This is a genomic window from Azoarcus sp. PA01 (genome assembly GCA_001274695.2).
Classification (GTDB): domain Bacteria; phylum Pseudomonadota; class Gammaproteobacteria; order Burkholderiales; family Rhodocyclaceae; genus Aromatoleum.
In genome coordinates, this window is the sequence record LARU01000002.1 from 823,663 (window position 1) to 837,134 (window position 13,472).

11 protein-coding genes and 1 tRNA gene are annotated in these 13,472 nt (G+C 66.0%); 7 read left to right on the forward strand and 5 right to left on the reverse strand.

Features of this window, described 5'->3' with window-relative positions; all coding sequences use genetic code 11:
• Window positions 1–36: 36 nt before the first annotated feature.
• Window positions 37–627 (forward strand): aminoacyl-tRNA hydrolase, encoded by a 591-nt coding sequence (gene pth / locus PA01_04930; GenBank protein KON81048.1) that lies wholly within the window; start codon window positions 37–39, stop codon window positions 625–627.
• A 131-nt stretch (window positions 628–758) separates the two neighbouring features.
• Here pth and PA01_04935 read toward each other — a convergent pair.
• Window positions 759–845, reverse strand: a tRNA-Leu gene (locus PA01_04935).
• A gap of 47 nt (window positions 846–892) precedes the next feature.
• Here PA01_04935 and queA point away from each other — a divergent pair.
• From queA to secF, 5 genes are all read left to right on the forward strand, one after another.
• The gene (queA, locus tag PA01_04940) at window positions 893–1,930 is read left to right on the forward strand and encodes a tRNA preQ1(34) S-adenosylmethionine ribosyltransferase-isomerase QueA (protein ID KON81049.1); all 1,038 of its coding nucleotides are present in this window, start codon (window positions 893–895) and stop codon (window positions 1,928–1,930) included.
• Window positions 1,920–3,032, forward strand: coding sequence for a tRNA guanosine(34) transglycosylase Tgt (tgt, locus tag PA01_04945; protein KON81050.1), 1,113 nt, complete (start codon window positions 1,920–1,922; stop codon window positions 3,030–3,032). Before queA ends, tgt begins: the two co-directional genes overlap by 11 nt.
• Before the next feature lie 98 nt (window positions 3,033–3,130).
• Window positions 3,131–3,457, forward strand: coding sequence for a preprotein translocase subunit YajC (gene yajC / locus PA01_04950; GenBank protein KON81051.1), 327 nt, complete (start codon window positions 3,131–3,133; stop codon window positions 3,455–3,457).
• Between the two features lie 74 nt (window positions 3,458–3,531).
• Window positions 3,532–5,397, forward strand: a complete 1,866-nt coding sequence (gene secD, locus PA01_04955; GenBank protein KON81052.1) for a protein translocase subunit SecD — start codon at window positions 3,532–3,534, stop codon at window positions 5,395–5,397.
• A 71-nt stretch (window positions 5,398–5,468) separates the two neighbouring features.
• Entirely contained in the window at window positions 5,469–6,401 is a 933-nt protein-coding gene (gene secF, locus PA01_04960) for a protein translocase subunit SecF (protein KON81053.1), read from the forward strand.
• A gap of 97 nt (window positions 6,402–6,498) precedes the next feature.
• Here secF and PA01_04965 read toward each other — a convergent pair whose 3' ends face one another.
• Complete coding sequence (locus PA01_04965; protein ID KON81054.1) at window positions 6,499–6,816, reverse strand: DUF2322 family protein; 318 nt, start codon at window positions 6,814–6,816, stop codon at window positions 6,499–6,501.
• Between the two features lie 78 nt (window positions 6,817–6,894).
• Window positions 6,895–8,262 (reverse strand): adenylosuccinate lyase, encoded by a 1,368-nt coding sequence (gene purB / locus PA01_04970; GenBank protein ID KON81055.1) that lies wholly within the window; start codon window positions 8,260–8,262, stop codon window positions 6,895–6,897.
• A gap of 130 nt (window positions 8,263–8,392) precedes the next feature.
• Between purB and apaG the strand changes: the two genes are divergently transcribed.
• Window positions 8,393–8,776 (forward strand): Co2+/Mg2+ efflux protein ApaG, encoded by a 384-nt coding sequence (apaG, locus tag PA01_04975; GenBank protein KON81056.1) that lies wholly within the window; start codon window positions 8,393–8,395, stop codon window positions 8,774–8,776.
• A 43-nt stretch (window positions 8,777–8,819) separates the two neighbouring features.
• On the opposite strand, the gene PA01_04980 is transcribed toward apaG, so the two are convergent.
• Together PA01_04980 and argJ are read right to left on the reverse strand one after the other, a co-directional pair.
• Window positions 8,820–11,885, reverse strand: a complete 3,066-nt coding sequence (locus tag PA01_04980) for an EAL domain-containing protein (protein ID KAI5913031.1) — start codon at window positions 11,883–11,885, stop codon at window positions 8,820–8,822.
• Window positions 11,886–12,126: 241 nt separating this feature from the next.
• Window positions 12,127–13,365, reverse strand: a complete 1,239-nt coding sequence (argJ, locus tag PA01_04985; GenBank protein KON81057.1) for a bifunctional glutamate N-acetyltransferase/amino-acid acetyltransferase ArgJ — start codon at window positions 13,363–13,365, stop codon at window positions 12,127–12,129.
• Between the last annotated feature and the right edge of the window lie 107 nt (window positions 13,366–13,472).

The following is a 13,472-nucleotide window of genomic DNA, read 5'->3' on the forward strand; positions in this document are numbered from 1 at the left end:
CGGTCGCACCCGGTCGGGATTGAAGACCTCGATTCGATGAGTGCCGCAGCCCCGCGCCTCGTCGTCGGCCTCGGCAATCCCGGCGCCGAATATTCCGAAACCCGGCACAATGCCGGGTTTTGGTTTTGTCAGCAGCTCGCCGACAAGCTCGGCGTGCGTTTCAGCCACGAGTCGCGTTTTCACGGCTTCGTCGCCCATGCACGCGACGTCGGCGTATGGCTGCTGATCCCGCAGACTTACATGAACCGTTCGGGGCAGGCAGTCGGGGCGCTGGCGCGCTTCTACCGCATCGCGCCGGCCGAGATTCTCGTCGTCCATGACGAACTGGACATCCCTCCAGGCCAGTTGCGCCTGAAATTCGGCGGCGGACTCGGCGGCCACAATGGCCTCAAGGACACGTCAGCGCACCTCGCGACCAACGATTACTGGCGGCTGCGCATCGGGATCGGCCATCCCGGCGACCGCAACGAAGTCGTCAACTACGTGCTGAAATCGGCGCGCCGCGAAGAACAGGCGCAGATCGACGAAGCGCTCGAGCGTGCGCTGGCGGCGTGGCCGCTGATCGCGCGCGGTGAATGGAACGCCGCCACGACCCGCCTCAACGCCCGCCCCGCCGCGCCGAAGTAGGCTGAAAATGGAGTCCGGCGTTTCGTACACCTACTCCCGGCTCTTGACGGCACGTTGCGGCGAGAGTGCCGCCGACGGCGACCAGCTTCGATTGCAAGCCATTGATTCGGCAATTAGAATCATGCCTTGACTGGTGCCGGGAGAGGGACTCGAACCCTCACAGTGTTACCACCGGCGGATTTTGAATCCGCTGCGTCTACCGATTCCGCCATCCCGGCAGGGAAGCGCCGCATTATCCATGAAACTGCCCCCCACCAGCAAGCGCATGTCACTGACTCTTGACGATTTCGATTACGTACTCCCGCCCGAACTGATCGCCCAGGCACCGCTTGCCGAGCGCTGCGCCAGCCGTCTGCTGGTGCTCGACGGCGAGCGCCTGGACGATCGCGGTTTTTGCGACCTGCCCGAACTGGTGCAGCCCGGCGACCTGCTCGTATTCAATGACACCCGGGTCATCCACGCGCGCCTGTACGGGACGAAGGAAACCGGCGGCCACGTCGAAGTCCTCATCGAACGGGCGGTCGGCCCGCACGAAGCGCTCGCCCAGGTCCGCGCGAGCAAGTCGCCGCGCGCCGGCAGCCGGCTGCGGCTCGCCGACGCGTTCGATGTCACCGTGCTCGGCCGCGTCGGCGAGTTCTTTCATCTGCGCTTTCCCGACAGCGCCGACCTCCTCGATCTGCTCGAACGCCACGGCAAGCTGCCGCTGCCGCCTTACATCGACCGCAGCGCCGACGAGCACGACGAATCGCGCTACCAGACCGTGTATGCGCGCGAGCGCGGCTCGGTCGCGGCGCCGACCGCCGGGCTGCATTTCGACCAGCCGATGCTCGCCGAACTGGCGAAGAAAGGCGTGCACGGCGCGTGGCTGACGCTGCACGTCGGCGCCGGCACGTTCCAGCCGGTGCGCGTCAACGACCTCGGCGAACACCGCATGCACCGCGAACGCTACGTGATCCCGCAGGAAACCGTGGACGCGATCGCCGCGACGCGGGCCGCAGGGCGTCGCGTCATCGCGGTCGGCACGACCAGCCTGCGCGCGCTCGAAGGCGCCGCGCAGGACGGACCGCTCGAAGCGGGCAGCGGCGAGACCGAGCTCTTCATCCTGCCGGGCTACCGCTTCCAGGTCGTCGATGCGCTGATCACGAACTTCCACCTGCCGAAATCGACGCTGCTGATGCTGGTGTCGGCGTTCGCGGGCCTCGAGCCGATGCGCCGCGCATACGCGCACGCCGTCGGTCACTCCTACCGATTCTTCAGCTACGGCGATGCCATGTTCATCACCCACTGCAACGATGCAATTTGAACTCCTCGCCCAGCACGGCGCCGCGCGCCGCGGTCGCCTGACGCTCGCCCACGGCAGCGTCGACACCCCGGCGTTCATGCCGGTCGGCACCTACGGCACGGTCAAGGCGATGACCCCGGCCGCGCTCGCCGACACGGGCGCACAGATCTGTCTCGGCAACACGTTCCACCTCTGGCTGCGCCCCGGGCTCGACGTCGTGGGGGCGCACAGCGGGCTGCACCGCTTCATGAACTGGGACCGGCCGATCCTCACCGATTCCGGCGGCTTCCAGGTATTCAGCCTCGGCGCGCTGCGCAAGATCACCGAGGAAGGCGTGAAGTTTGCGTCGCCGATCGACGGCGCGAAGCTTTTCCTGACCCCGGAAGAGTCGATGCGCATCCAGACGGTGCTGAACTCGGACATCGCGATGATCTTCGACGAATGCACGCCGCACCCCGCGACGCACGACGAGGCGGCGAAGTCGATGCAGCTGAGCCTGCGCTGGGCGCGGCGCTCGCGCGACGAGTTCGACCGGCTCGCGAACCCGAACGCGCTGTTCGGCATCGTCCAGGGCGGCATGTTCGAAGACCTGCGTGACGAATCCCTTGCCGCGCTCGACGCGATCGGCTTCTCCGGCTACGCGATCGGCGGCCTGTCGGTCGGCGAACCGAAGGAAGACATGGCGCGCATCCTCGCCCACACCGCGCCGCGCTTGCCTGCCGGTCGCCCGCGCTACCTGATGGGCGTCGGCACGCCGGAGGACATCGTCGCCGGCGTCGCGGCCGGCATCGACATGTTCGACTGCGTGATGCCGACCCGCAACGCGCGAAACGGCTGGCTCTTCACCCGCTACGGCGACATCAAGATCAAGAACGCGACGCACAAGCAGGACACCCGCCCGCTCGACCCGTCGTGCGACTGCTACACCTGCCGCAACTTCAGCCGCGCCTATCTGCACCACCTGCACCGCGCCGGCGAAATCCTCGGCAGCATGCTGAATACCATCCACAACCTGCGCTATTACCAGACGCTGACGGCAGAACTGCGCACGGCGATCGCCACCGGCGACTTCGATAGCCACGTCGCGCGCTTCCACTCCGATCGTTCGACCGGCATTCATTGACTAGCCAACGGTCGCGGCGCCAGCCCGGGCGCCGCGACGAGGCGCGACTTATCCTGCTGCTATAATCGGCCGCTTTACGCAACCACCCGGAGTCCCACGTGTTCATTTCCAACGCTTACGCCCAGGCCGCGCCTGCGGGCGACCCGACCGGCGGCCTGATGGGCATGCTGCCGCTGATCCTGATGTTCATCGTGCTGTGGTTCCTGATGATCCGCCCGCAGATGAAGCGCGCCAAGGAACACAAGGCGATGGTCGCTGCGATCGCGAAAGGCGACGAAATCGTCACCCAGGGCGGCATCGCCGGTCGCGTGACCCAGGTGGGCGAAAATTTCCTGCACGTCGAAGTGGCCGACAACGTCAATATCGTCGTCCAGGCCCAGTCGGTCACCAACGTGCTGCCGAAGGGCACGCTGAAGACCCTGTGAGGCCCGCGGCGGCGTGAGCGTCCCGCTCCGCCGCCCCTGCGCATGGCGCCTCCCCACCCCACTTCATTCAAGTCATGAACCGCTACCCGCTCTGGAAGAACATCCTCATTGGTCTGGTCCTGTTCTTCGGCCTGATCTACACCCTTCCCAACTTCTATGGTGAAGTCCCCGCAGTTCAGGTCTCCAGCGGCAAAGCGACGCTCAAGCTCGATTCCGCGCTGGCCGCTCCGATCGAACAGGCGCTGCGCGACGCCCAGGTCCCCTACGACGGGCTGTTCGTCGACGCCAACAGCATCCGCGTGCGACTGGCGAGCACCGAGAACCAGCTGCGCGCGAAAGACGCGATCGAGAAACGGCTCAATCCCGATCCCAGCGATCCTTCCTATATCGTCGCGCTGAACCTGCTGCCGGCTTCGCCGACCTGGCTCACCGCGATTCACGCACTGCCGATGTACCTCGGCCTCGATCTGCGCGGCGGCGTGCATTTCCTGCTCGAAGTGGACATGCCGGGTGCGATCACGAAGCGCCTCGACGCGACCGCCGGCGACCTGCGCACGCTGCTGCGCGACAAGGACGTGCGCCACGCCGGCATCGTGCGCGAAGGCAACGCCATCCAGCTGCGCTTTCGCGACGCGGCCCAGCGCGACGCGGCACGTAACGCGATCCTCGACAGCACGCGCGATCTTCAGCTCGTCGACCGCGACGACGGCTCGACTGACCTGAAGCTGATCGCGACGCTGACACCGGTCGCCCAGCAGACGATCCGCGACTTCGCGATCAAACAGAACATCACGACGCTGCACAACCGCATCAACGAGCTCGGCGTCGCCGAACCGGTGATCCAGCAGCAAGGCGCCAACCGTATCGTCGTGCAGCTGCCGGGCGTGCAGGACGTCGCGAAGGCGAAGGACATCCTCGGGCGCACCGCGACGCTCGAAGTGCGCATGGTCGACGACAGCCCGGGCGCGCTCGAAGCCGCGCTCGCCGGCAACGTGCCGTTCGGCACCGAGCTCTACACCGAGCGCGGTGGCTCGCCGCTGCTGGTGCGCTCGCAGGTCGTGCTGACCGGCGACCGACTTACCGATGCGCAGCCCGGCTTCGACGGGCAGACCAACGAGCCGGCCGTGCACCTGACGCTCGACGCCGCCGGCAGCCGCATCTTCCGCGACGTCACGCGCGAGAACGTCGGCAAGCGCATGGCGATCCTGCTGATCGAGAAAGGCAAGGGCGAAGTCGTCACCGCGCCGGTGATCCGCAGCGAAATCGGCGGCGGCCGCGTGCAGATCTCCGGCAGCATGACTACGACTGAGGCGAACGACGTCGCGCTGCTGCTGCGCGCCGGCAGCCTCGCCGCGCCGATGGAGATCATCGAGGAACGCACTGTCGGCCCAAGCTTGGGCGCCGACAACATCGCCAAGGGGTTCAATTCGACGCTGTGGGGTTTCATCGCGATCGCGGTGTTCATGAGCGTCTATTACATGCTGTTCGGCGTCGTGTCGGTGATCGCGCTCGCGGCGAACCTGCTGCTGCTCGTCGCGCTGCTGTCGCTCCTGCAGGCGACGCTGACGCTGCCCGGCATCGCCGCGATGGCGCTGACGCTGGGCATGGCGATCGACGCGAACGTGCTGATCAACGAACGGATCCGCGAGGAACTGCGCAACGGCGTGTCGCCGCAGGCGGCGATCCACACCGGCTACGACCGCGCGTTCGACACGATCCTCGACTCGAACATCACGACGCTGATCGCCGGCATCGCGCTGCTGGTGTTCGGCTCCGGCCCGGTGCGCGGCTTCGCGGTCGTGCACTGCCTCGGCATCCTGACCTCGATGTTCAGCGCGATCCTGATCTCGCGCATGCTCGTGAACCTGATCTACGGTCGGCGCCGCAAAGTCGAGAGCCTGTCGATCGGCCAGATCTGGAAACCCGGCAAAGCCAGCTGAACGAGCACCTGACGAACACGCAAGGAATGCGGCGCCCGGCGCCGCCCCTGATGCAACCAAAGGCCTGAGAAATGGAATTCTTCCGCATCAAGAAAGATATCCCGTTCATGCGCCATGCGCTGACGTTCAACATCATCTCGTTCATCACTTTCCTGCTCGCGGTGTTCTTTCTCGCGACCAGCGGCCTGCACCTGTCGGTCGAATTCACCGGCGGCACGCTGGTCGAAGTCACGTACCCCGAGGCGCCCGAACTGGAACCGATCCGCGAGGCGCTCGACAATGCCGGTTACCCTGACGCCCAGGTGCAGAATTTCGGCAGCGCCCGTGACGTGCTGATCCGTCTGCCGAACCGCGACGATCTCGACACTGCGCGGGTTTCCGAGCTGACCATGGCGACGCTGCAGTCGGTCGCCGGTCCCGCGCCGGAGCTGCGGCGCGTCGAGTTCGTCGGCCCGCAGGTCGGCAAGGAACTCGCGTCCGACGGCGCAATGGCGCTGCTGCTGGTGATCTTCGGCATCGTCGTGTACCTGGCGATCCGTTTCGAATGGCGCTTCGCGGTGTCCGCGATCATCGCCAACCTCCACGACGTCATCATCATCCTGGGCTTCTTCGCGTTCTTCCAGTGGGAGTTCTCGCTGCCGGTGCTCGCCGCCGTGCTGGCCGTGCTGGGCTACTCGGTCAACGAGTCGGTCGTCGTGTTCGACCGCGTGCGCGAAACCTTCAAGAAGCGCCGCAACCTGTCGACACCCGAAGTGCTGGATCATGCGATCACCTCGACGATCTCGCGCACGGTGATCACCCACGGCAGCACGCAGATGATGGTGCTGTCGATGCTGCTGTTCGGCGGCGCGACGCTGCACTACTTCGCGATGGCGCTGACGATCGGCATCCTGTTCGGCATCTACTCGTCGGTGCTCGTCGCGAGCCCGCTCGTGATGTGGCTCGGCGTGTCGCGCGAGCAGTTCGTCAAGCCGAAGCGGGAAAAGGAAGAAGCGGTCGTCTGAGCGCCGCGGGGGGCGGCATCTGTCCCCCGCAACGCAATACCAGCCGGGCGCGGGACTCGACGCCGCCCTTGCCCGAAGTGCGTTCAACGCGCAGAGGTCATACCGCGAAAACCTGCTTCACGCGCAGCGTCGCACCGCGCTCGATCAGGCCGATCAGGCGGTCGATGTTCGGATGCTTGCCGGGATTCGCGCGGGCGTCCTCGCTGTGCTCGGCGTACAGCTCGAGCCCTTTGCGCGCCGCTTCGGCACCGATCGCGCCATACAGCTGTGCGAGATGGTTATAGACTGCCAGCGAGCCGGCCTGCCCGGCCTTGTTCTCGATCGTCGCGACGATCGAATCGTCCGCATCGATGAGGTTCAGCGCGGCCAGGTGCGAGATTTTCGGCAGCTGCTTGAGGTTGTCGGCAAAAGCCATTGAAACTCCGTTCGATTGCGATGGCGGCACGACGCCACCGGCAGGTGGCGTTCGTCGCAGCCCGTTATGTGACCGCGCTCAGATGCGTTTCGCCAGCGCCGCCGCCTTGCCGACGTAGCTCGCCGGCGTCATCGCGAGCAGCCGCGCGCGATCGGCCTCGGGAATCACGAGCCCGCCGATGAACTCGTGCAGCGCCTCGCGCGTGATGCCCTTGCCGCGCGTCATCGCCTTGAGCTGTTCGTACGGGTTCTCGATGCCGAAGCGCCGCATCACCGTCTGCACCGGCTCGGCGAGCACTTCCCACGCGTCGTCCAGATCCGCAGCCAGCCGCGCCGGCTCGGCTTCGAGCTTGTTCAGACCGCGCAGACACGAATCGAGCGCCAGCACCATGTGGCCGAACCCGACACCCATGTTGCGCAGCACCGTCGAGTCGGTCAGATCGCGCTGCATCCGCGACACCGGCAGTTTTTCCGAGAAATGGCGCAGCACGCCGTTCGCGATGCCGAGGTTGCCTTCGGCGTTCTCGAAATCGATCGGATTGACCTTGTGCGGCATCGTCGACGAACCGACTTCGCCTTCCTTGAGCTTCTGCTTGAAATAACCCAGCGAGATGTACATCCAGAAGTCGCGGCAGGCATCGATCAGGATCGTGTTCGTGCGCGCCATCGCATCGAAGAGTTCGGCCATCGCGTCGTGCGGCTCGATCTGGATCGTGTACGGGTTGAATTCGAGGCCGAGGGATTCGATGAAGCGGCGGTTGAAGCTTTCCCAGTCGAAATCGTCCCACGCCGACAGGTGGGCGTTGTAATTGCCGACCGCACCGTTGAACTTCGCCGTCAGCGACACGCGCGCGATCGCGGCGCGCGCGCGGAGCAGGCGCGCCGCGATGTTGGCCATTTCCTTGCCGAGCGTCGTCGGGCTCGCCGGCTGACCGTGAGTGCGGGACAGCATCGCCAGGTCGGCGTGCTGGTGCGCGAGCTCGCGCACCCGGGCGATGACGCGATCGAGCGCCGGCAGCAGCACCGCATCGCGCCCCTCGCGCAGCATCAGCGCATGCGAGGTGTTGTTGATGTCTTCCGACGTGCACGCGAAATGGATGAATTCGGAGACTTTCGTGACTTCGGCGTTATGCCCGAGGCGTTCCTTCAGCCAGTACTCCATCGCCTTGACGTCGTGGTTCGTGGTCGCCTCGATCGCCTTGACCGCTTCGCTGTCGACGGGCGAGAAATCGGCGACCAGCGCATCGAGCTCGGCGACCGTCGCAGCGGAGAACGGTGCGATTTCGGCGAGGCCCGGCTCGGCGGCAAGCGCCTTCAGCCACGCGACTTCGACTTTGACCCGGTTGCGGATCAGGCCGTGCTCGGAGAAGTGTTCGCGCAGGCCCGCGACCTTGTCGTGGTAACGGCCGTCAAGCGGAGAAAGAGCGGTCAGGGGCGAAACGGACATAAGGGATTTCCGGACAAAAGTGCTATTTTACCCTTCCGGGCCCCTGGCGAGCGTTCGCCGGTGACGATGTTCGCCCTCGTCCGACCAGCTTGTCGAACCATCAAACCCGCCCCAGCCGAGAGACCAGACTATGAGCGAATCCGAAAAATATCGCATCAAGGTGGAAGCCATCGCCGAGTTTGTACCGGGCCAGTCCGACCCGGACGAAAACCGTTACGTTTTTGCCTACCACATCACGCTGACGAACACCGGCGAGGTGCCTGCGCAGCTGATCAGCCGGCACTGGGTCATCACCGACGGCGCGGGCAAGGTCCAGGAAGTGCGCGGACTCGGGGTGATCGGCGAACAGCCGATGCTCGCGCCGGGACAGCAGTTCAGTTATTCGAGCGGGTCCGTCCTCGAAACCCCGGTCGGCACGATGCAGGGGAGCTACCAGATGGCGGCCGAGGACGGCCACCGTTTCGACGCGGAAATCCCCGCCTTCATGCTGGCGATGCCGCGCGTGCTGCATTGAGCCAGGCGTCCGCCTGCCGGCGGTGGCAGACGAACCGGGGAATTCATTTCGCGGCCAGTTCCGGGCGCCACGCCCGCAGCCATACGGCCAGTTCGTCGGGCGGCAGCGGCCGGCTGAACAGGTAGCCCTGCACCTCCTGGCAGCCGCTCGCGCGCAGGAAGGCGAGCTGTTCCGGTTTTTCCACGCCTTCCGCAATCGTGCGGAACCTCAGCGTGCGGGCGAGGCTGACGATCGCCTCGACGATCGCTTCGCCTTCGGGATCCTGGGTCAGGTCGCGCACGAACGACTGGTCGATCTTGAGCTTGTCGATGCGGAAGCGCTTGAGGTAATTGAGCGACGAATACCCGGTGCCGAAATCATCGATCGACATGCGCACGCCCTCGCGGTGCAGCGTGTCCATCATCGCCCCCGCTGCGACAGGATCGTCCATCATCGCGCTTTCAGTCAGCTCGAGCTCCAGGCAGCTGGCGGGCAGGCCCGCTGCGGCGAGAATGCGCGCCACCGTGGCAGGCAGGTTCTGCTGCCGGAACTGGTGCGCCGACAGGTTGACCGCCACCTGGCTCAGCGGCAGCCCGGCGAGCTGCCACGCCTTGAGCTGCAGGAGCGCAGTCTGCATGACCCACTCCCCGATCGGCAGGATCAGCCCGCTGCTCTCCGCAATCGGAATGAACTCCGCGGGCGACACCAGCCCGAGCTCCGGATGTTGCCAGCGGATCAGCGCCTCGACACCGGCCACCCGTCCGAAGTCGACGAGATCGATCTGCGGCTGATAGTGCAGCAGCAGCTCGTTGCGCTCCAGCGCGCGCCGCAGCGCAGCCTCGAGCCGCAGCGTGCGCGCCGAACGCTGCTGCATCTCGGCGGTAAAGAACCGGTAAGTGTTGCGCCCGTCGCTCTTCGCCCGGTTCGTCGCGGTATCCGCCCGCTGCAGCAGCGTGTCGAAGTCCTCGCCATCGGCCGGATACATCGCGATGCCGATCGACGGCGTCACGAGCATCTCGTGACCTTCGATCAGCATCGGGTCGGCGGCGGCGATGATCAACTTCTCGGCCACATGGGCGGCGCTGTCGACCTGCGCGTGCGGCAGCAGGATCAGGAACTCGTCTCCGCCCAGACGTGCCAATGTGTTTTCCGCGCACAGGGCATTCCGGAAACGTTCGGCGATCTCGACCAGCAGCCTGTCGCCGATGCGATGACCGAGCGTGTCGTTGATGTGCTGGAAGTGATCGATGTCGACGTACATCACGCTCAGCGACTCGCCGCTGCGCTGCGCGTGGCCGATCGCCTGGCGCAGCAGGTCCGCGAACAGCGTGCTGTTGGGCAGCCCGGTGAGCGTGTCGAAATGGGACAGGCGCCGGATATGCTCCTGCGCCTCGTCACGGCGCGACAGGTCGCGCACGAACAGCGAAAAACATGCTGCGCGCCCGGCATCGTACGTGACGCTGACTTCGACCGGCTTGAGTTCGCCCGACTTCGTGCGGTGCCGGGTCTCGAACGTGGCGCTGCCGTCCTCGACGGTCGATTCGATATGCCGTGCCACTTCCGAAACGTCGGAGGCATCGAGCTGCGTGACATGCATGCCGACCAGCTCGCCGCGGCGATAGCCCGAGAACTCGATGTACGCGTCATTGACTTCGGTCAGCAGCCCGTCGCGGTCGAGCAGCCAGAACCCGTCCTGCGACGTTTCGAGCACTTTGCGGTATTTCACTTCGCTCTCGCGCAGCGCGTCGCTCGTTCGCGCCTGCTCGGCGACCAGGTCGATGCGGTCGAGCGCGTAGCCGATGTCGGTCACCATCTCGGTGAGCAGATCCCGCATCTTCACGTCGAACCCCTTGATAGTCGTGTCGTAGAGGTTGAGCACGAGATGCACCTGTCCGCCGCGCAGGATCGGAAACGCTGCGGCCGAGCGCCATCCGAACTTGCGGGCCCGCGCATGCCACGGCCGTGTCGCACTCTCGGCGAGATAATCCTCGACGATGACCGGCCGGTTGCCGCGCCACGCAGTGGCAGTCGGCCCTGCCGATTCGGGACCGCACGGCGCGAGCGGAATCACCAGCCCGTCGACATACTCGACACCGGTGCCGAAACATGCCACCGGGACGACGTTGCCGCTGTCCGCATCGCGGCGCCCGATCCATGCCATCGCCACCCCGCCAAGCTCCACCGCGATTTCGCAAATGCGCCGCAGCAGTTCGGGTTCGCTGTCGACCCGCACGATCATCTGGTTCGTCGCCGAGAGCGCCGCGTAGATCCGGTTCAGCCGGGCGTATTGCGCGTCGTGGCATGCGAGCGCCGCCGCCATGTCGTTGAAACTGGTCGCCAATTCGGCGACCTCGTCGCGCCCCGGCACAACCGCCCGGACCGACAGCTCGCCTCGCGCGAATTGCTGCGTCACCGCGCGCAACTCGCGCAACGGCCGCACGACGAGCCGCTGCAGCAGCCCGCCGAGCAGGACCAGGAGCAGCGCATAGCCTCCGCTGCGCAGGCCGAATTGTTGCCCCCAGACTTCGGCGGCGCGCGCCCGCACCTCGTCCATCGGCAGCTTGATGCTCATGAGGCCACGCAGGTCGCCGACCTTGTAACCGTACGCCTCGCGGTAGGTGTCACGGATCGTCGCGGGAGCGGCGTCGCGCTCGCCGTGGCAGCGCAGGCAATAGGGTTCGAGCCAGATCGGCGCGGTGAAATGATAGACATCGCGCCCGCCCTCGTCGCGGATTTCGGCAATGCGTTCGCTCGCTGCCGGATGCTCACGAAACCAGTCCATCGCCGCCATTTCGTGCGCATCGGCCCGGTTGTCCGGATTACGCGGACGGTCGGAAACGTTGTTGAACCACAAGCCGGTCTTGATCCAGCGAGGAAAATCACTCGAGATGCGCGACAGCGCATGCGCGGGCAGAAAGCCGATGGTCTTTTCGTCAACGGGCAGGCCGCTGTCGAGGAACTGCTGCTGGTAGACCCGCCGCGTCGCCATCAGCAGCGCCCGCACGACACGCGCGTGCTCGTCGAGTTCGGCGCGCACCTGCTTTTCGATGCCGCGGTAGCCGACATACAGGTCGGCGCTCATGATCGTGACGATCACGGCAGCGACGCCCAGCCATATTTTGGATTGCAAGTTCATGCTTTCGTCTAAGCCATTCGACCCCCCGGACCGCGCCGTGGTCCGAGGGGCGTTTGTCCATCATGCCGACGGCATCAGTGGCATGAGAAACGTCATTATGGCTTTGCCGCTCGCCGAATCACGTGCACTAATCAACAGGCGAGGAATGATTTTCCGGGCACAGCGACGCGCCGCGAGCGCGACCAGCGTCGCCCGCAACCCGCCCCGAGCGCCGGCGGCGGGGAACTACCCGCAATCAGCTGCGGTAGTCGGCGTTGATCTTCACGTAGTCGTACGAAAAATCGCATGTCCACACGGTTGCCCGTGCACGGCCCCGCCCGAGGTCGACGCGCACGGTGATCTCGGCTTCCTTCATGACCCGGGCGCCGTCTTCCTCGCGATAGGTCGGGGCGCGCCCGCCGAGTTCGGCGACGAGCACCTCTTCGGCAGCGCTACCGAGCCACACGCGCAGGCGTGCGACGTCCAGGTCCTGGATGCCGGCATAGCCGATCGCGGCGAGGATGCGTCCGAGGTTCGGGTCCGACGCGAAGAACGCGGTCTTGACGAGCGGCGACTGGCCGATCGCGTACGCGACTTTGCGGCATTCGACGATGTCGAGACCGCCTTCGACCGCGATCGTCATGAATTTGGTCGCGCCTTCGCCGTCGCGGACGATCGCCTGCGCGAGCCGGATCGACACGTCGATGACCGCCTCACGCAGGGCGTGGAAGTCCGGGCCGAGCGGGTCGGCGATCTCGGCGTTGCCGGCCTGGCCGGTCGCGACGACGATGAACGAGTCGTTCGTCGAGGTGTCGCCATCGACCGTGATGCTGTTGAACGACAGGTCTGCGGCCTCCTTCGTCAGCGCATCGAGCAGCGCCTGCGAGACGGCCGCGTCGCAGGCGAGAAAGCCGAGCATCGTCGCCATGTTCGGCTTGATCATGCCGGCGCCCTTGCTGATGCCGGTCAAGGTGACGGTGCGGCCGCCGATCTCGACCTGCCGCGACACCGCTTTCGCCAGCGTGTCGGTCGTCATGATCGCGTGCGCGGCGTCGAACCAGCCGTCCTCGCGCAAATCGGTGTGCGCCGCGGGCAGCCCGGCGATCAGGCGGTCGACGGGCAGCGCTTCGAGAATCACGCCGGTCGAGAACGGCAGCACCTGCTCGGGCGCGATGCCCAGTGCGCGGCCGACCGCGACGCAGGTCGCGTGGGCGTCCGCGAGCCCCTGTTCGCCGGTGCCGGCGTTCGCGACGCCGGTATTGATGACCAGCGCGCGCACGTCACCGCCGGCGATATGCTGCTTGCACAGCTGCACCGGCGCCGCACAGAAGCGGTTGAGGGTGAATACCCCCGCAACGCGGCTGCCCGCCGCAAGTTCGATCAGCGTCAGGTCACGCCGGTTGGCCTTGCGGATCCCGGCTTCCGCAACGCCGACGCGAACGCCAGGCACCGGAAGGAGATCGGACGGCTGCGCAGCGGTCAGATTCACAGGCATTGTTTTCTCCGTGGAACGGGATACGAAGTGGAAAGCCGCCGACCGCGCCGGTCAACGGTCGCAGCGATGCGCGGAACAAACGACATCCGGGTTGCGGCGGGTGATCG

Bases quoted from the DNA above. Each gene is read 5' to 3' on its own strand.
- pth (KON81048.1), top strand. From the start codon at position 37: ATGAGTGCCGCAGCCCCGCGCCTCGTCGTCGGCCTCGGCAATCCCGGC.
- queA (KON81049.1), top strand. From the start codon at position 893: ATGTCACTGACTCTTGACGATTTCGATTACGTACTCCCGCCCGAACTG.
- tgt (KON81050.1), top strand. From the start codon at position 1,920: ATGCAATTTGAACTCCTCGCCCAGCACGGCGCCGCGCGCCGCGGTCGC.
- secD (KON81052.1), top strand. From the start codon at position 3,532: ATGAACCGCTACCCGCTCTGGAAGAACATCCTCATTGGTCTGGTCCTG.
- secF (KON81053.1), top strand. From the start codon at position 5,469: ATGGAATTCTTCCGCATCAAGAAAGATATCCCGTTCATGCGCCATGCG.
- PA01_04965 (KON81054.1), bottom strand. From the start codon at position 6,816: ATGGCTTTTGCCGACAACCTCAAGCAGCTGCCGAAAATCTCGCACCTG.
- purB (KON81055.1), bottom strand. From the start codon at position 8,262: ATGTCCGTTTCGCCCCTGACCGCTCTTTCTCCGCTTGACGGCCGTTAC.
- apaG (KON81056.1), top strand. From the start codon at position 8,393: ATGAGCGAATCCGAAAAATATCGCATCAAGGTGGAAGCCATCGCCGAG.
- argJ (KON81057.1), bottom strand. From the start codon at position 13,365: ATGCCTGTGAATCTGACCGCTGCGCAGCCGTCCGATCTCCTTCCGGTG.